The organism is Aeromonas bivalvium (assembly GCF_000819765.1).
Lineage (GTDB): Bacteria > Pseudomonadota > Gammaproteobacteria > Enterobacterales > Aeromonadaceae > Aeromonas > Aeromonas bivalvium.
In genome coordinates this window covers 211,916-229,242 of sequence record NZ_CDBT01000008.1, presented here as the reverse complement: position 1 = coordinate 229,242, position 17,327 = coordinate 211,916, and the positions used below count along the sequence as shown (strand labels likewise).

Annotated in this window: 16 protein-coding genes, 6 tRNA genes and 1 pseudogene; 14 read left to right on the top strand and 9 right to left on the bottom strand. The window is 60.8% G+C overall.

Annotated features, from left to right (window positions below; genetic code table 11):
- Positions 1 to 27: 27 nt before the first annotated feature.
- On the bottom strand, positions 28 to 1,458 hold the full coding sequence (locus tag BN1119_RS02165; protein ID WP_041993183.1) for an alanine/glycine:cation symporter family protein: 1,431 nt from the start codon (positions 1,456 to 1,458) through the stop codon (positions 28 to 30).
- A 701-nt stretch (positions 1,459 to 2,159) separates the two neighbouring features.
- Here BN1119_RS02165 and tal point away from each other — a divergent pair.
- Together tal and BN1119_RS02155 are read left to right on the top strand one after the other, a co-directional pair.
- Positions 2,160 to 3,113 (top strand): transaldolase, encoded by a 954-nt coding sequence (gene tal / locus BN1119_RS02160; protein ID WP_041993829.1) that lies wholly within the window; start codon positions 2,160 to 2,162, stop codon positions 3,111 to 3,113.
- A 175-nt stretch (positions 3,114 to 3,288) separates the two neighbouring features.
- A complete protein-coding gene (locus BN1119_RS02155; RefSeq protein WP_041993178.1) occupies positions 3,289 to 3,471 on the top strand; it encodes a DUF3545 family protein in 183 nt (60 codons plus the stop codon).
- Positions 3,472 to 3,612: 141 nt separating this feature from the next.
- Here the strand turns inward: BN1119_RS02155 and BN1119_RS02150 are convergent, their stop codons facing one another.
- Both BN1119_RS02150 and ung read right to left on the bottom strand, forming a co-directional pair.
- Positions 3,613 to 4,158, bottom strand: coding sequence for a hemerythrin domain-containing protein (locus BN1119_RS02150; protein WP_041993175.1), 546 nt, complete (start codon positions 4,156 to 4,158; stop codon positions 3,613 to 3,615).
- 81 nt (positions 4,159 to 4,239) lie between these two features.
- Positions 4,240 to 4,908, bottom strand: coding sequence for a uracil-DNA glycosylase (gene ung, locus BN1119_RS02145; RefSeq protein ID WP_041993172.1), 669 nt, complete (start codon positions 4,906 to 4,908; stop codon positions 4,240 to 4,242).
- A 459-nt stretch (positions 4,909 to 5,367) separates the two neighbouring features.
- Between ung and grcA the strand changes: the two genes are divergently transcribed.
- Positions 5,368 to 5,748 carry an autonomous glycyl radical cofactor GrcA gene (gene grcA, locus BN1119_RS02140; protein ID WP_041993169.1) on the top strand — a complete coding sequence of 127 codons (381 nt, stop codon included), beginning with the start codon at positions 5,368 to 5,370 and terminating at the stop codon, positions 5,746 to 5,748.
- 131 nt (positions 5,749 to 5,879) lie between these two features.
- On the opposite strand, the gene kdsA is transcribed toward grcA, so the two are convergent.
- From kdsA to hemA, 6 genes are all read right to left on the bottom strand, one after another.
- Positions 5,880 to 6,734: a 3-deoxy-8-phosphooctulonate synthase gene (kdsA, locus tag BN1119_RS02135; protein WP_041993166.1), complete on the bottom strand. Its 855-nt coding sequence runs from the start codon at positions 6,732 to 6,734 to the stop codon at positions 5,880 to 5,882.
- Positions 6,735 to 6,893: 159 nt separating this feature from the next.
- The gene (locus tag BN1119_RS02130) at positions 6,894 to 7,697 is read right to left on the bottom strand and encodes a SirB1 family protein (protein ID WP_041993827.1); all 804 of its coding nucleotides are present in this window, start codon (positions 7,695 to 7,697) and stop codon (positions 6,894 to 6,896) included.
- An 88-nt stretch (positions 7,698 to 7,785) separates the two neighbouring features.
- On the bottom strand, positions 7,786 to 8,169 hold the full coding sequence (locus BN1119_RS02125) for a SirB2 family protein (protein WP_041993163.1): 384 nt from the start codon (positions 8,167 to 8,169) through the stop codon (positions 7,786 to 7,788).
- 83 nt (positions 8,170 to 8,252) lie between these two features.
- Positions 8,253 to 9,122 carry a peptide chain release factor N(5)-glutamine methyltransferase gene (prmC, locus tag BN1119_RS02120; protein WP_041993160.1) on the bottom strand — a complete coding sequence of 290 codons (870 nt, stop codon included), beginning with the start codon at positions 9,120 to 9,122 and terminating at the stop codon, positions 8,253 to 8,255.
- Between the two features lie 70 nt (positions 9,123 to 9,192).
- On the bottom strand, positions 9,193 to 10,281 hold the full coding sequence (gene prfA, locus BN1119_RS02115; RefSeq protein ID WP_041993157.1) for a peptide chain release factor 1: 1,089 nt from the start codon (positions 10,279 to 10,281) through the stop codon (positions 9,193 to 9,195).
- Between the two features lie 49 nt (positions 10,282 to 10,330).
- Positions 10,331 to 11,587 carry a glutamyl-tRNA reductase gene (gene hemA, locus BN1119_RS02110; RefSeq protein WP_041993154.1) on the bottom strand — a complete coding sequence of 419 codons (1,257 nt, stop codon included), beginning with the start codon at positions 11,585 to 11,587 and terminating at the stop codon, positions 10,331 to 10,333.
- Positions 11,588 to 11,716: 129 nt separating this feature from the next.
- Here hemA and lolB point away from each other — a divergent pair, with 129 nt between their 5' ends.
- The 11 genes and pseudogenes from lolB (at position 11,717) to BN1119_RS02055 (ending at position 17,115) form a co-directional block, all read left to right on the top strand.
- The gene (gene lolB, locus BN1119_RS02105; RefSeq protein WP_041993151.1) at positions 11,717 to 12,295 is read left to right on the top strand and encodes a lipoprotein insertase outer membrane protein LolB; all 579 of its coding nucleotides are present in this window, start codon (positions 11,717 to 11,719) and stop codon (positions 12,293 to 12,295) included.
- Positions 12,292 to 13,162: pseudogene (gene ispE / locus BN1119_RS02100) on the top strand (4-(cytidine 5'-diphospho)-2-C-methyl-D-erythritol kinase). Before lolB ends, ispE begins: the two are co-directional and overlap by 4 nt.
- A tRNA-Gln gene (locus tag BN1119_RS02095) sits at positions 13,142 to 13,216 on the top strand. Before ispE ends, BN1119_RS02095 begins: the two are co-directional and overlap by 21 nt.
- 218 nt (positions 13,217 to 13,434) lie before the next feature.
- The gene (locus BN1119_RS02090; RefSeq protein ID WP_041993145.1) at positions 13,435 to 14,382 is read left to right on the top strand and encodes a ribose-phosphate pyrophosphokinase; all 948 of its coding nucleotides are present in this window, start codon (positions 13,435 to 13,437) and stop codon (positions 14,380 to 14,382) included.
- Positions 14,383 to 14,569: 187 nt separating this feature from the next.
- Positions 14,570 to 15,166 carry an aminoacyl-tRNA hydrolase gene (gene pth, locus BN1119_RS02085; protein WP_041993142.1) on the top strand — a complete coding sequence of 199 codons (597 nt, stop codon included), beginning with the start codon at positions 14,570 to 14,572 and terminating at the stop codon, positions 15,164 to 15,166.
- A gap of 134 nt (positions 15,167 to 15,300) precedes the next feature.
- Complete coding sequence (gene ychF, locus BN1119_RS02080) at positions 15,301 to 16,392, top strand: redox-regulated ATPase YchF (protein ID WP_041993139.1); 1,092 nt, start codon at positions 15,301 to 15,303, stop codon at positions 16,390 to 16,392.
- Positions 16,393 to 16,628: 236 nt separating this feature from the next.
- Positions 16,629 to 16,705: transfer RNA gene (locus BN1119_RS02075), tRNA-Met, on the top strand.
- A 13-nt stretch (positions 16,706 to 16,718) separates the two neighbouring features.
- A tRNA-Gln gene (locus tag BN1119_RS02070) sits at positions 16,719 to 16,793 on the top strand.
- Positions 16,794 to 16,839: 46 nt separating this feature from the next.
- Positions 16,840 to 16,914 (top strand) — tRNA-Gln (locus tag BN1119_RS02065).
- 37 nt (positions 16,915 to 16,951) lie between these two features.
- A tRNA-Met gene (locus tag BN1119_RS02060) sits at positions 16,952 to 17,028 on the top strand.
- A 12-nt stretch (positions 17,029 to 17,040) separates the two neighbouring features.
- Positions 17,041 to 17,115, top strand: a tRNA-Gln gene (locus BN1119_RS02055).
- The last annotated feature ends 212 nt before the right edge of the window (positions 17,116 to 17,327 follow it).

Here is a 17,327-nt window from a genome sequence, read left to right as displayed (position 1 = left end):
CCTCGTCATCGCGGCAAAGCGACAGCGTTATTTCTTGGCCGGGGTATCCCAGATCCCCGCTTCCAGCTGGCTGCGGATCTCGGGGTACTTGTTGGCATCGAAGGTCGGCACCTTGCCGAGCTTGAGCTGGTCGTTGTAATCCTTGGCCAGCTTGATGGCCACCCCGGAGAGCAGCAGGATGGCAACCAGGTTGACGATGGCCATGAAGCCCATGGAAACATCCGCCATGGCCCACACGGTCGGCAGCTCGCCGACCGAACCGAACATCACCATGCCGAGCACAAACAGCCGGAACAGCAGCAGGCCGCCCTTGTGGTTGTGCTCCAGGAACACCAGGTTGGTCTCGGCGTAGGAGTAGTTCGCGACGATGGAGGTAAAGGCGAAGAAGAAGATGGCGGTGGCGATGAAGATGTTGCCCGCACTGCCGATCTGGGAGGAGAGCGCCCGCTGGGTCAGTTCCACCCCGGTGATGCCTGAGCCCGGCTCAAACTGCCCGGACATCAGGATGATGGCGGCGGTACAGGTACAGATGACGATGGTGTCCATGAAGACCCCCAGCATCTGCACATAGCCCTGGGATGCCGGGTGCGGCGGATAGGGTGTGGCAGTGGCGGCGGCGTTCGGCGCCGACCCCATGCCCGCCTCGTTGGAGAAGAGGCCGCGCTTGATGCCGTTGATCATCGCCTGGGAGATGGCGTAACCCAGGGCGCCTGACCCGGCCTGCTCTATGCCGAAGGCCGATTTGAAGATGAGGACGAACACGCCAGGCAGCTCAGAGATGTTCATCACGACGATGGCCAGGGCCAGCAGTATGTAGGCCAGTGCCATGAAGGGCACCACCAGCTCGGCAAAACGGGCGATGCCGCGGATGCCGCCGAAGATGATGAGGCCCGCCAGCAGCACCAGGGCGATGCCGCTCATCCAGTCGGGAATGCCGAATGCCACGTTCATGGCCAGACTGATGGAGTTGGCCTGCACCGCATTGAACACCAGGCCGAACGCCATGATGAGGCACAGGGAGAACAAGACCCCCATCCAGCGCATGCCGAGGCCGCGCTCCATGTAATAGGCAGGACCACCGCGATAGTTGCCATCCTCATCCTTGACCTTGTAGAGCTGGGCCAGGGAGCTCTCGACGAAGGCTGTCGCCATGCCGATGAAGGCGATCAGCCACATCCAGAAGATGGCCCCGGGGCCGCCGAGGTAGATGGCGACGGCGACACCGGCCAGGTTGCCGGTGCCCACGCGGGCCGCCAGGCTGGTACACAGGGCCTGGAAGGAGGAGATGCCCGCCTTGTCGGATTTGCGGCTGTGGCGCAGGACCGAGAACATGTGGCCGAAGTGGCGTACCTGAATAAAGCCCAGGCGGAAGGTGAAGAAGATGCCGACCCCGATCAGCAGGTAGATGAGCACGGCTCCCCACATCAGGTCGTTTAGTAAAGCTATCAAGGTATCCATAATTCTCTCGTTGTCATTCACATCCATGGTCAGTCTGCGCTGACCGTTTTGCTGTATGTTGCCGAATTAGCTTTCTGCTAAAGGGGCGGAATCTAGCATAGCGAGCCCATTCAGAATAGTGATCCCGCTCACCCGGATCACAAAAAACGAGCGATGACAGGCCAAAAAGCACCAAATATTCAGCAAATCTTCAACAAAACCATTAATCCACAGCCCGGCTGACGACCAGGTTCCGCCCTGGGGGCGCGCCCGTCCCTCCCCTCTCCACGCCATCGTTTGCCCAAACGTTTGCCAGACACGGGCAGAAAATCGGCCCAGTTCCGCCAAACGTTTTACACGTAATAAAATTTCAAGTAGTGGTCATGATATTTTTTGTGATCAATCACACAAAATCAGAAAAACCCTGAAAAAAGTGCCGTTGACAAGCGACTCGATAAGGATGGGAATGCATTAAAAAACCGATATAAATCATTAGCTTTAACCATGACTCACCCCAGGGTTCCTCCCGCTGTTCGATCCCTGTGCAATCCCCCCTCTTGCGGGCAGCCCCCCAACTGTATTAAGTAGGCAAACAGTGTGGATGGGGAGCTCCCCTCCCGCAGTTCTGAGCGTCCGCCGCCCTGGTTTTGTAATTAAGTTTCAAAACTGGCCGCCCACGCCATCACCCTGGGATGACTCCCCATCAAGAGATGATATTTGCCATGGCCGATAAATTAACCCAGCTCAAAGCCCTGACCACAGTCGTCGCCGACACCGGTGATATCGAAGCCATCAAGCGCTACCAGCCGACCGACGCCACCACCAACCCTTCCCTGGTGTTGAAGGCCTCCGAGATCCCCGAGTATGCGCCCCTGATCGACGACGCCATCGCCTGGGCCAAGGCCCAGAGCCAGGACAAGGCGCAGCAGATCATCGATGCCGGCGACAAGCTGGCGGTCAATATCGGTCTGGAAGTGCTGAAGATAGTGCCGGGCCGCATCTCCACCGAAGTGGATGCCCGCCTCTCCTTCGATACCGACGCCAGCATTGCCAAGGCCCGCAAGCTGATCCGCCTCTACAACGAAGCCGGCATCAGCAACGATCGCATCCTGATCAAGCTGGCCTCCACCTGGGAAGGCATTCGTGCCGCCGAGGTGCTGGAGAAAGAGGGCATCCAGTGCAACCTGACCCTGCTGTTCTCCTTCGCCCAGGCCCGTGCCTGCGCCGAAGCCGGCGCCTTCCTGATCTCCCCGTTCGTCGGCCGCATCCTCGACTGGTACAAGGCCAAGCACAACCGTGACTACACCGCCAGCGAAGATCCGGGCGTGGTTTCCGTCACCGCCATCTACGACTACTACAAGCAACACGACTACCCGACCGTGGTCATGGGCGCCAGCTTCCGCAATACCGGCGAGATCCTGGAGCTGGCCGGCTGTGACCGCCTGACCATAGGCCCGGCCCTGCTGGAAGAGCTGAGCAAGGCCGAGGGCGTGGTCGAGCGCAAGCTGCACTATACCGGCGAGCGTCAGGCAAAACCGGCTCCCATGAGCGAAGCCCAATTCCGCTGGGAGCTGAACCAGGACGCCATGGCCGTCGAGAAGCTGGCAGAAGGCATCCGCCTGTTCGCCGTCGACCAGGGCAAGCTGGAAACCATGCTGGCCAGCCGCCTGGCCTGACTCGAGGCACGATGACGCCATGCACAAAACCGGGAACCCGAGAGGGGACCCGGTTTTTTTTATTGCCCGACATACCCCAATTGATACCCGTCATATGGCTGTAATGAAAACGTTTTAATTTTCATGATGCTGTGTTATACGATTGGTGAAAACAATAACAACCAAGGAGGGATCCATGGATATGTTCAGCTTTGAGGTTGAAGATGTTGTTGAGTTGGGTTCACGCGGTCGCGGGACAACGGGAAAAAAACGCAAATGGAGAGAGATCGAGGCATTGAAGGATAAACATCGTCTGCAAAAGGAGCTGCAATCGATCGATATCACCTACGATAGTCTCTCCGAAGAGATAGTGCTGTAACGGCATCCTCTCTCGACCAGGCCCCCTGCGGGGCCTTTTTATTGCCGCGATGACCAGCGCCCGCCTTGGCGCCTGATCAATCGGCAGGCCCCAAAAACAGCAGGCCCGGCATGATGCCGGGCCTGCGCCATTGTGCTGGTGTCAGCTGATGGGCAAAGAGAGCCGGTGGGCCAGCTCCTTGAAGTGTTGACTCACCTCGGGTCCGAACAGGGGATCGCCGATGGCCCGGTTCTGCCACTGCTGCTCCAGCTGACGCCAGTCATCCTCGGTCAGCGCCTCCCGCAGCAGGGGGAACACCACCCCCTCCTCGTAGTTCATGTGCGCCTCCTGCTGGGCGATGAAGCGGGCCAGCTTGGCGGTGAACTGGTCGAGGGGAATGACGGCATCCAGCAGTATCATCTCCACCATCTCCTTGAGCTCGGTGCCCGCCTCTATCAGGCTGGCGTGCTCCAGTTGCAGGCGGTGACTGATCTCCCCCTCGACCAGACGGTACTTGAGGTAGTACTCATAGATCAGATCTTCCTTGGGATGGTGATAGCTATCAGACACCTCTCGCAGGTAGTCGATCACATCACGCACCAGCGCATAGTTGACCGCTCGCTCCTCATTGATGGCATCGAGCTTGCTTTTCAGCAGCTGAAGTAGTTTGGCGATGTTGAGATGATCCTGGTGCAGCTTGGCTAACATAAGCTCTCCTTGGCTTAAAAATGAGCATGTCCGCCTTTGAGTATACGGCCATTTGCCCCCTCAACTTTGCCCTTCGTCAAGTCAGCCGCAGACAGAGTTCCACTCGATGGGCCCCTGACCCTGTTGTGCCAGCAGGCGATTGGCCTCGCTGAAGTGGCCGCAGCCGATGAAACCGCGATGGGCCGAAAGCGGGCTGGGATGGGGCGCCGTCAGTACATGATGGCGGCTCCGATCGATGAAGCGCCCCTTCTTCTGGGCATGGGCCCCCCACAGCAGAAACACCACTCCCTCACGACTGACATTGATCTGTTCAATCACCCGATCGGTGAAGGTCTCCCACCCCAGGCTGGCATGGGAGTGCGCCTGACCCGCTTCCACCGTCAGCACCGTATTGAGCAGCAACACCCCCTGCCTGGCCCAGGACTCGAGGAAGCCGTGATTGGGGATGGTGAATCCGGGCAAGTCCCGCGCCATCTCCTTGTAGATGTTGACCAGGGAGGGCGGGGTGCGCACCCCGGGCAGCACGGAGAAACAGAGGCCATGGGCCTGATCCGGGCCGTGATAGGGATCCTGCCCCAGGATCACCACCTTGACATCGGCGAGCTCAGTCAGCTTGAAGGCGTTGAATACCTCACTGGCGGGGGGATAGACCAGCTTGCCCGCCTCGCGTTCGGCCCTGACAGCGGCCAGGGTCTGCTTGAAATAGTCCTGCTCCTTCTGGGAGCCAATCACATCCTTCCAGGTCAACACCGGGATACCTCGTTCTCAGTTTCGGCAAGGGGCCCAGAATAGGGGGATGCCCCCTCGGGTGCAACCGGGGCAAGGATGACCTCACTCGGTGGCGGATAGCCGAAGCGTCGCCCCTCCTCCGCTCCCGGGCCGGGCCAACCGGTCAAATATGGACAAAATTCATGATAAGATGTAGTTAAATTACTAGATTAATAAATCAAAAGAAGCATAATTGGCATATCTTATGATTTGGTAAAAATGACTTAAATTTGATTAAACTCAATTAATTAATTGCCTGAAAGCGCCGCTTTTCTGGTATTTTTTGATTTGGATCAAATTTGGTTTTATTACCACCATGCTATATATGACCCCATCAAAGTAAAGGTGTAAGGCAAGGGCCCGTTAAATCATCCAGGTGGTTTAAATACATCAGGGTAATGTCCTTACAGTTGAATCCGCTTTCCCATGAGGAGTCATACCATGATCAAGGGCATTCAAATCACCCAGGCCTCCAACGCTGCCTTGCTGAACTCTTTCTGGTTGCTGGACGAGGCGCAGCAACAGGCGCGCTGCATCTGCGCCAAGGGCGATGTCTTCGCCGCCGATCAGGAAGTCAAGCTGTCGGATCTTGGCCAGTTCGAATACCGTGAACTGCCGCTGCAGAGCGAGCCCGTGGTCGAGGGCGGTCAGCATCTGAACGTCAACGTACTGAGCCGCGAGACGCTGGAAGATGCGGTCGCCAATCCGGAAAAATACCCCCAGCTGACCATCCGCGTCTCCGGCTATGCGGTGCGTTTCAACGCCCTGACCCCGGAGCAGCAGCGCGATGTCATCACCCGTACCTTCACCCAGAGCCTCTGACCCGCTCTGCGCCCACAGGTACCATCAAAAGCGGCCCGAACGGGCCGTTTTTTTGTGGGTCATATCCGGCGTCGACACGACAAGGCCCCGCGTCGCGAGGCCTTTTTCGTTTGTCGTGACGACCGTCGCTATCAGACGGAGGTATCCAGGGGCTCGAAACCCTTGATGAGATCGTCGATGGCCTTCATCTGCTTGAGGAAGCCTTCCAGCTTCTCCAGGGGCAGAGCGCTCGGGCCGTCGCAGCGGGCAATTTTCGGATCCGGGTGGGACTCAATGAACAGACCCGCCAGGCCCACCGCCATGCCGGCACGGGCCAGCTCGGTCACCTGCTCGCGGCGGCCACCGGAGGCGGCCCCCAAGGGGTCGCGGCACTGCAGGGAGTGGGTCACGTCGAAGATGACGGGGTAGCCGCCGGTGCTCTTCTTCATGACACCCAGACCCAGCATGTCCACCACCAGGTTGTCGTAGCCGAAGTTGGCGCCGCGCTCGCACAGGATCAGGCGATCGTTGCCGCACTCCTCGAACTTGTCGGTGATGTTCTTCATCTGGCTCGGGCTCAGGAACTGCGGCTTCTTGATGTTGATGACGTTGCCGGTGCGGGCCATGGCCTCCACCAGATCGGTCTGGCGCGCCAGGAAGGCGGGCAGCTGGATGACGTCCACCACCTCGGCCACCGGCTTGGCCTGAGCGGGCTCGTGCAGATCGGAGATCACCGGCATGCCGAAGGTCGCTTTCAGCTCCTCGAAGATCTTCATCCCCTCTTCCAGACCCGGGCCGCGGTAGGAGTGGATGGAGGAGCGGTTCGCCTTGTCCCAGCTCGCCTTGAACACGAAGGGGATGCCGAGCTTGCTGGTCACTTCCACGTACTTCTCGCACACCGCCATCGCCATGTCGCGGGACTCCAGCACATTCATGCCGCCGAACAGCACGAAGGGCTTGTCATTGGCGACGTCGATCTGGTTGATCTTGATATTCTTCTGTTCCATCTCAGGCATCCTTAAGTGAGGCTCGGGGCTCGATATGCTTCTGTTTCACTTCCCAGGCACCCTTAACGTGAAGAGGCTCGGGGCTTGTATTCAGCTTGGTCCGCTGTGCCTTGGGCACAGCGGACCTGGATATTGTTCAGTTTCATTTCCCAGGCCGCCTCAATGGAGGGGCTTGGGGCTAAGATCCAGGGCGGCCAGCTGCATCTTGAGCACGTCGGCCACCGGATCGTCCGGGCACTGCTCAATGAAGTATTCAAAATCGTCGGCGGCAAAGCGCGGGCAGTCGAGCTGCTCGTAGATAAAACCCCGATCCCGCGTCTCCTGGGGATCCCCCGGTTTCATGCGCAGCAGCAGTTCGCTGGCGCGCAGCGCCTCCGTCATGCGATTCTCCCGCAGCAGGGCCGCCTTGTTGACGTTGAGCAGTCGCTCGATGATCTCCCACTGGCCCGAGGGTTGCAGGTAATCCTGGCTCAGGCTCGCCAGGTTGCCGAGGGCGCCCCGCAGCAGCGACTCGATGCGGGTCAGGCTCAGCACCTCGCCGTTGAAGGGATCGACATAGACCTCCCCCTCGTCGCCGGCAAAACTCACCAGGAAGTAGCCGGGGAAGCAGATCCCCTCCACGTCGAGGCCGATGCGCCGCCCGAGCTGGATCAGCAGTATGCCGAGACTGACCGGGATCCCCTGGCGCCCGGTCAGGACGGCGGCCAGATCGCTGTTGGCGGAGGAGAAGAAATCCTGCCAGTCGCCGTGAAAGCCCAACCCCTGGTAGAACCCCTGGATCAGCTGGCTGCGCACCTCGTCGGCCGTGCCCTCATGGATGGACTCGTTGAGCCACTCATCCAGCAGCTCCAGTTCCCGCAGGGCCTCCTCTGTGTCGCGCTGATAGATATCCTCGCTGACACTCAGGGCCAGCAGTGCCAGATCCTGGGCCTCGAAATCGGTCCACTCATCGATGCGAAACATCAGACTCCCCCGGGCGAAGCAGGCCGCCACAGACATTCAAGGTAAAACCGGCCGCGCGGCGCCGATGGCTTGCTGACATCCTCACTCCTCACGCAAACAGGCTGGCATGTTTGAACAGGGCCAGCTTGACCACGAAATAGAGCCAGCCCAGGGAGCCCAGGAAGGCGAACCAGCGGATCAGATTGCCCCGGGCCAGGCGCAGGGCCATCAACGCCAGGAAGGCCACCACCAGGATGGCCACCAGCTTCTCGCTGAGCCAGGGCACGGCGTTGTTGAGGGGGTTGAGATCCAGCACCATGCACAATAGCACTCCGCTGATCACCACCAGGCCGTTGCACCAGCCGCTCACTTGCAGGGTACGCGGGCTGCGCGCCAGGGGAGACCCGGTCTGCTGCCAGTAAAAACGCAGGATGAACATCAGCACAGCGGCGGCGATCAGCAGCAGGTGCAGATGCTTGAGAGCAAAATACATCACAAAACCTCAATTGACTCGTTGCGGTGCGCCGGCCGGTGGGCCCGCTCACCGCGAATGGGGTAAAGGGTAAAAGAGAACCCCTATCCTTGAAATGGTGCGGGATCGGGCTCAGCCGCCACGCCTGGCCAGCATCCCAGGGTCACCCGCTCGTTGTCCCCGTAGTCACGTACGGTCGCAACCTGCTGATAACCCTGATCTAGCAGCAAGCGACGCACCGCCTCCCCCTGCTCCCAGCCATGCTCGAGCAAGAGCCAGCCCCCCGGCAGCAGATGGTCGGGGGCCTGCGCCACTATCTGGCGCAGGTCAGCCAGCCCCTGCTCGTCGGCCACCAGGGCCGAGCGCGGCTCGAAACGCACGTCCCCCTGGGCCAGATGCTGATCCGCCCCGTCGATATAGGGGGGATTGGAGACAATCATCGCAAAATGCGGCGCATCCACCAGGGGCGCAAACCAGCTGCCCTCGCGCACGACGATGGGCAGCCCCAGGGCGGCGCTGTTGCTGCGGGCCAGGGCGGCGGCGTCCGCCATCCGATCCACTGCCCAGATATCGGCATCGGGGCGTTCGGACTTGAGCGCCAACGCGATGGCGCCGGTGCCTGTGCCCAGATCCAGCAGGGCACAGGGGCCGGCCGGCAGGCGCGCCAGGGCCTGCTCCACCAGCAGCTCGGTGTCCGGGCGCGGGATCAGGGTGGCCGGGCTCACCTTCAGGGGCAGGGACCAGAACTCCCGCTCGCCGATGAGATGGGCGATGGGCTCGCCATTCAGACGGCGCGCCAGCCAGCCCTGCAGGGTCGCTTGCTGGGCGGCATCGAGCTCGCGCTCCGGCCAGGTCATCAGGTAGCTGCGCCGGCAACCCAGCAGATGGCAGAGCAGCGCATCGGCGTCGGCACGGGGGGATTCCCCAAAAGCCAGGGTCGCCATGATGTGGGCACGGGCCTGCTGGATCTGCATCAGTGGCGCTCCCGTCCGCTCGCCATGGCGAGCGCCGCCAGCGAGCCTCTTTGCATCGGCACTGTGCTCATCAGCCGTTGTCCGCCAGGGAGGCGAGCTGATCCGCCTGATACTCCTGCACCAGGGGGGTGATGACGCAATCCAGATCCCCTTCCAGGATCTCCCCCAGACGATACAGGGTGAGGTTGATGCGATGTTCGGAGAGGCGCCCCTGGGGATAGTTGTAGGTGCGAATGCGCTCGGAGCGATCCCCGGAGCCCACCAGGTTGCGACGGGTGCTCTGCTCGGCGGCGCGATGGCGCTCGTCCTCGGCCGCCTGCAGGCGGGCGGAGAGCACGGACATCGCCTTGGCGCGGTTCTTGTGCTGGGAGCGCTCATCCTGGCACTCCACCACCAGGCCGGTGGGCAGGTGGGTGATGCGGATGGCGGAGTCGGTCTTGTTGACGTGCTGACCACCGGCCCCGGAGGCGCGGAAGGTATCTATCTTCAAGTCCGAGGCATTGATTTCGATCTGCTCGGCTTCCGGCACTTCCGGCAGCACGGCCACGGTACAGGCGGAGGTGTGGACCCGGCCCTGGGATTCGGTCTCGGGTACCCGCTGCACCCGGTGACCGCCGGACTCGAACTTGAGGCGACCGTAGACGTGCTCGCCGTCCACCTTGGCGATCACCTCCTTGTAGCCGCCATGCTCGCCATCGTTGCAGCTGACGATGGAAACGCGCCAGCCCTGACGTTCGGCATAACGGGAATACATGCGAAACAGATCCCCCGCGAAGATGGCCGCCTCGTCGCCACCGGCGCCGGCGCGGATCTCCAGGTAGCAGTTGTTGTCATCCCGGGGATCCCGGGGCAGCAGCATCACCTGCAACGCCTGCTCCTGCTCCTCCAGGCTGGCCTTGACCAGGGGCAGCTCCTCCTGCGCCATCTCGCGCAGCTCGGGGTCGTCCTCCTCCAGCATCAACCTGGTGGTCTCGAGATCCTCTTCGGCCTGGCGAAAGCGCTGGAAGGCGTGAACGATATCTTCCAGCTGGGCATATTCCCGGGTCAGGGCACGGTATCTGTCCTGATCCGAGGCGACCCCGGGTTCGCCGAGCAGGGCCTGTACTTCTTCATGGCGCTCGATGAGGCCTTCCAGCTTTCTGATCAGTGACGGGTTCATGGTTTCCGGTATCTCAATGGTGACGGGGCCGCGGCGGGCCCGGACAAGGTTATTCGGCGGACAGGCCAAGGATCTGGCGCAGCTGACCCAGCTGCTCCCGATCGCCACTGGCGCCGGCCTGGCGCAGGGCCTGGGTCGGGGCATGGATCAGCTTGTTGGTGAGCCTGTGGCTCAGGGCGCGGGCGGCCGCCTCGGGGGACTCGCCCTGTGCCAGGGCTTGCAGGGTGCGAGCCAGCTCCTCTTCGGCATACTGCTGGGCCTGGGCACGGTAATCGCGAATGAGGTCGACCGCATGAAGCGAACGGTACCAGCCCATGAAGTCGTCCCGCTCTTCCAGTACGATGAGCTCGGCCTCGGCGGCCGCCCGTTTGCGGGTCTCCAGGTTCTGCTCGATGATCCCCTGCAGATCGTCCACCGTGTAGAGGTAGGCATCGGAGAGATCGTCCACCTCGGCCTCGATGTCCCTCGGCACCGCTATGTCCACCAGGAACATGGGTCTGAAACGGCGCGCCTTGAGGGCACGCTCCACCATGCCCTTGCCGATGATGGGCAAGGGACTGGCGGTGGAGCTGATGACGATGTCCGCCTCGTGCAGGTAATCGGGGATCTCTTCGAGCGTCATCACCTGGGCGCCAAACTCCTCGGCCAGGGCATGAGCCCGTTGCAGTGTGCGGTTGGCGACCATCATCTGGCGCACGTTCTGCTCGCGCAGATGGCGGGCCACCAGTTCTATGGTCTCGCCGGCGCCCACCAGCAGCACCTTGGTCTGGGAAAGATCCGAGAAGATGCGCCGGGCCAGGCTGACCGCGGCGAAGGCCACCGACACGGCGCTGGCGCCGATCTCGGTGTCGGTGCGCACTCTTTTCGCCACCGAGAACGACTTCTGGAACAGGCGTTCCAGCGAGCCCTTGAGCACCTCGGCCTGCTGGGCATGGGCGTAGGACTGCTTGATCTGCCCCAGGATCTGGGGCTCTCCCAGCACCAGGGAGTCGAGGCCGCAGGCGACCCGCATCAGGTGGCGCACCGCCTCCTCATCGTGATGGCGATAGAGGGCGCCCTGCACCTCGCCGGCGTCCAGGCCGTGGTAGCGCTGCAGCCACTGGGTGACCTGATCGTCGTGCCCCTGCTCCAGGGCGCAATAGAGCTCGGTGCGGTTGCAGGTGGAGACGATCACCGCCTCGTGCACCCCGGGCTGCGCCGCCAACTCCCGCAAGGCGTGGTCGATGCAATCGGGGCCAAAGGCGACCCGTTCCCGCAAGGCGACACTGGCGGTGTTGTGGTTGATTCCGAGGGCAAGCAGACTCATGAGTGGGCGCTGGTCGTTTCTTGGGCACAGGGTGTATAAGGCTGCCAATTGTACGAGAAAGGGTAAGGCTTTAAAAGCAATACGGCCGCCCCGTATACTGTGCCAAACCACCATGTCGGGAGCCCTACCTTGTTCTTGCGATTTTTGCCCCTGCTCGGCCTGCTGCTGCTCGCCGGTTGTACCACGACCTCCCCCCAGCGCCAGCAAGTGAATTGGCAGCAGGAGCGCGCCCGCCTCGAGCGACTCGACCACTGGCAGCTGTCGGGCAAGATGGCCATCATCAGCGCCCAGCAGAGGGGCAGTGCCCGCCTCAACTGGCAGCAAGATGGCGAGGATTATCGCCTCAACCTCACCAGCCTCATCGGCACCAGCATACTGGAACTCTCCCGCAGCCAGGGCCGGGTCAGCCTGACTGACAACGAGGGGCGCCAGCACCAGAGCCAGGATGCCGAGGCGCTCATCTTCCAGCTCACCGGCTGGCACCTGCCCATCGCCGGCCTGCCGGACTGGATCAAGGGGCTGCCCGGCAAGGCGGACTACCGCCTCAACCCCGACAACAGCCTGGCGAGCGTACGCGATGGCCAGTGGCAGATAAGCTATCAGGAGTACCGGGATCAGGACGGCTATCGCCTGCCTCATCTGCTCACCATGACGGGGCCCCAGAGCCGCCTCAAGTTGCAGATCAACGAGTGGGCCCTGCAACCATGACCCAGCTGCGCTGGCCCGCCCCGGCCAAACTCAATCTCTTCCTGCACATCAATGGCCGCCGCCCCGACGGCTATCACGAATTGCAGACCCTGTTCATCTTCCTCGATCAGGGTGACTGGCTCGAGTTCGAGCCACTGCCGGGCACGGACCTGCTCACCCTGACCCCGGCCATCCCCGGGGTACCCGATGAGCAGAATCTCATCATCCGCGCCGCCCGCCTGCTACAGGCCAGATTGCCGCGCCCCCAGGGGGCCCACATCCGGCTGGAGAAAATTCTGCCCATGGGGGGCGGCATCGGCGGGGGGTCGTCTGACGCCGCCACCACCCTGGTGGCCTTGAATCACCTCTGGCAGGCAGGGCTCACGCAAGATGAGCTGGCCGAGCTCGGCGTCAGCCTGGGGGCCGATGTGCCTGTGTTCGTGCGCGGTCGCGCCGCCTTTGCCGAAGGAGTGGGAGAGCAGTTGCAGCCGGTCACCCTGCCGCAGCACTGGTATCTGGTGATCAAGCCGCAGTGCCATGTCAGCACGGCGGCCGTGTTTCAGGATCCCGAACTGCCCAGAAATACCCCTAAATTGACATTGCAGGGATTGCTGGCAGGAGAATGGAAAAACGATTGCGAGCCCCTGGTGAAAAAGCGCCACCCCGAGGTTGCCAATGCGCTCGGCTGGTTGCTAGAATACGCGCCGTCAAGAATGACGGGCACAGGAGCCTGCGTCTTTGCTCAGTTTGAAGACGAAGTGAGTGCTCGAAAGGTGTTGGCCAAGGTACCGAAAGCGTGGGGAGGGTTTGTCGCCAAGGGCGAGAACATATCACCACTCTTCGTGACATTGCAACAGGCTCAATGATTGGGGTATCGCCAAGCGGTAAGGCAGCGGGTTTTGATCTCGCCATTCCTAGGTTCGAATCCTAGTACCCCAGCCATCATTGCAGTACGGGAAGCGTAACCGAAGGCAGACTCCCGTCATGGCTTCGCCCCCTCCCTTTCTGCTATAAGGTCTGTGCAGGGTTCATTCGGTTGGCCTGCCGGTCCGGGTCCTTAGCCCTGCCCCGTCAGCTTGCTAAATCGTTTGCTACCGAACGATGATGGGTCCAATAACGGACTCACCCACATACTGGATGCAACCCCGAGGTTTCAAACCGTGCCTGACATGAAGCTGTTTGCTGGTAACGCAACGCCGGAACTAGCCCAGAAGATCGCAGATCGCCTGTTTATCAAACTCGGCAATGCTGCCGTAGGTCGCTTTAGCGACGGCGAAATCAGCGTACAGATCAATGAGAATGTACGTGGTGGCGATATCTTCATCATTCAATCCACCTGTGCCCCGACCAACGACAATTTGATGGAATTGATCGTGATGGTGGATGCCCTGCGTCGTGCTTCAGCTGGCCGTATCACTGCTGTCATTCCCTACTTTGGCTATGCCCGCCAGGACCGCCGCGTCCGCTCCGCCCGTGTGCCCATCACCGCCAAGGTCGTCGCAGACTTCCTCTCCAGCGTGGGTGTGGATCGCGTGCTGACCGTTGACCTGCATGCCGAACAGATCCAGGGCTTCTTCGATGTCCCGGTAGACAACGTGTTCGGCAGCCCGGTGCTGCTGGAAGACATGAAGTCCAAAAACCTCGAATCCCCCGTGGTCGTCTCCCCGGACATCGGCGGCGTGGTCCGTGCCCGTGCCATCGCCAAGCTGCTGGATGACACCGACATCGCCATCATCGACAAGCGTCGTCCCCGTGCGAACGTCTCCCAGGTCATGCACCTGATCGGTGACGTTGCCGACCGCGACTGCATCATAGTCGACGACATGATCGATACCGGCGGCACCCTGTGCAAGGCCGCCGAAGCGCTGAAAGAGCGCGGCGCCAAGCGGGTGTTTGCCTACGCGACTCACCCTGTCTTCTCCGGCACCGCCGTCGAGAACATCAAGAACTCGGTCATCGACGAGCTGATCATCACCGACTCCATCCCGTTGACCCCGGAGATGAAGGCCGTTGGCAAGGTCAAGCAGCTGACCCTCTCTACCGTGCTGGCCGAGGCGATTCGCCGCATCAGCAACGAAGAGTCCATCTCTGCCATGTTCGAGCATTGATGCCGGCTCGCCAGTGCGCTGGCAGGCCAGAACAGAAAAACCGCCCCCGTGGCGGTTTTTCTGTTTTCCGGGGTCTTGGCCGCGGCGGGACAGCATTGGTTGAGTGATCGCCACTCGGCGGCTAGAATATTGCGTCCTATTGCCCCGGGCACACCGCTTTGGGCAGCTGCGAGTAAAGAGAGCGAGCGTGACAAGCCAAATCAAACTGATCGTCGGGCTGGGCAACCCCGGCGCCGAATATGCCAAGACACGCCACAATGCGGGTGCCTGGTATGTCGAGCAGCTGGCCCGCTGGCACAATGTCAGCCTGCGTGAAGAGCCCAAGTTTTATGGTCACACGGCCCGCATCCTGGTGGAGGGACAGGACGTTCGCCTGCTCATCCCGAACACCTACATGAATCTCTCCGGCAAGGCGGTGGCCGCACTGGCCCGCTTCTACCAGATAGAGCCGCAAGAGATGCTGGTGGCCCACGACGAACTGGATCTGCCCCCCGGCATCGCCAAATTCAAGCAGGGTGGCGGCCATGGCGGCCACAACGGCCTCAAGGACATCATCGCCAAGATGGGCAACAACAAGGAGTTCTTCCGGTTGCGGCTCGGCATCGGCCACCCCGGCGCCAAGGAGCTGGTCGCCGGCTTCGTGCTGACCAAGGCGCCCAGCAGCGAGCAGGGCCTGATCGACGCCGCGCTGGACGAAGCCTTGCGCGCCACCGACATCCTGTTCAAGCAAGACATGACCAAGGCCATGAACCGCCTGCACAGCTTCAAGGCCGAGAAAGCCTGATCCGGCACGCCGGACGGGCGATCACGAGCAAGATATGACCAAGGCCGGGCACCGCGAGGCGGCGCCAGGCCGAGAAAGCATGACACGGGTCGCCCGGGCGGCCTCACAGCATCCACCAAGTAAGGTAACTATCCATGGGTTTTAAATGCGGTATCGTGGGCCTGCCCAATGTAGGCAAATCCACCCTGTTCAATGCGCTGACCAAGGCCGGCATCGAAGCCGCCAACTTCCCGTTCTGCACCATTGAGCCGAACACGGGTGTCGTGCCCATGCCGGATCCCCGTCTCGACCAGCTGGCGGCCATCATCAACCCCCAGCGCGTCGTGCCGACCACCATGGAGTTCGTGGACATCGCCGGTCTGGTGGCGGGCGCTTCCAAGGGTGAAGGTCTGGGCAACCAGTTCCTGGCCAACATCCGCGAGACCGAGGCCATTGGTCACGTGGTGCGCTGCTTCGAGGACGAAAACATAGTCCACGTCGCGGGCAAGGTCTCTCCGGCCGATGACATCGAGGTGATCAACACCGAGCTGGCCCTGTCGGATCTGGATGCCTGCGAGCGCGCCATCCACCGTCAGTCCAAGCGCGCCAAGGGCGGCGACAAGGATGCCAAGCTGGAAGTGGAAACCCTGGAAAAGATTAAAGCCGCTCTGGAAGATGGCAAGATGATCCGTGGTCTGGATCTCTCCAAGGAGGAGCTGGCCGCCGTTGCCCACCTCAACTTCCTGACCCTGAAACCCACCATGTATATCGCCAACGTGGCGGAAGATGGCTTTGACAACAACCCCTTCCTCGACAAGGTGCGTGAAATCGCCGCCGCCGAGAATGCCGTGGTGGTCGTGGTCTGCTGCGCCATCGAGGCGGACATCGCCGAGCTGGATGACGCCGACCGCGCCGAGTTCATGGCGGATCTGGGCATCGAGGAGCCGGGCCTGAACCGGGTAATTCGCTCCGGTTACGAGCTGCTGAACCTGCAGACCTATTTCACCGCCGGGGTGAAGGAAGTGCGGGCCTGGACCATCCCGGTCGGTGCCACGGCGCCCCAGGCGGCTGGCAAGATCCACACCGACTTCGAAAAAGGCTTTATTCGCGCGCAAACCATCGCGTTTGACGACTTTATCACCTACAAGGGTGAGCAAGGCGCGAAGGAAGCGGGCAAGATGCGCGCCGAAGGCAAGGACTATATCGTCAAGGATGGCGATATCATGAACTTCCTGTTCAACGTCTAACCCCATGACAGGCCAGCAAATGCTGGCCTGTTTTTTAAGGGGTAGCAGCGGTTGGCCCAAGACGCCCTGAGCTTAAAAAAGTCAGATTGTTGGGCTTTTGCGCGACAGAGCGCAATATCTGGCCAAACGCACCCAAATTCGGTTTTTCTGGCAAAAAAAGGGTTGACGCCCCAAAGCCAGATACGCATAATTCGGGCCGCACAGTGACGAGGCAACGAGGCACTGGAAGCAAGGTTGGCTATGTAGCTCAGTTGGTTAGAGCATCGCACTCATAATGCGAGGGTCACAGGTTCGAATCCCGTCATAGCCACCATTAATCTTGCAGTTGGGGTATCGCCAAGCGGTAAGGCAGCGGGTTTTGATCTCGCCATTCCTAGGTTCGAATCCTAGTACCCCAGCCATTTTTAAAGTTCTTTGGCAAGTCTCATGACTGTCGAGGAGCGCTGTTGGGGTATCGCCAAGCGGTAAGGCAGCGGGTTTTGATCTCGCCATCCCTAGGTTCGAATCCTAGTACCCCAGCCATTATTATGTTTTCTTCCACCTTGTGGTTGATAACAAAGGCTATGTAGCTCAGTTGGTTAGAGCATCGCACTCATAATGCGAGGGTCACAGGTTCGAATCCCGTCATAGCCACCATTCTTGTTCTGTTGGGGTATCGCCAAGCGGTAAGGCAGCGGGTTTTGATCTCGCCATCCCTAGGTTCGAATCCTAGTACCCCAGCCATTATTGCCGTTCATCGAACTTGTCGGTGAACACTGTGGTCAACGTAAGAGATTGTTAATCTCGTCGACGTTGCTAGGTTTCTATCCTGGTGCCGCAGTCATTTTTAAAGGTTCCTTGATCAGTCTCATGACTGTCGAGGAGTGTTGTTGGGGTATCGCCAAGCGGTAAGGCAGCGGGTTTTGATCTCGCCATTCCTAGGTTCGAATCCTAGT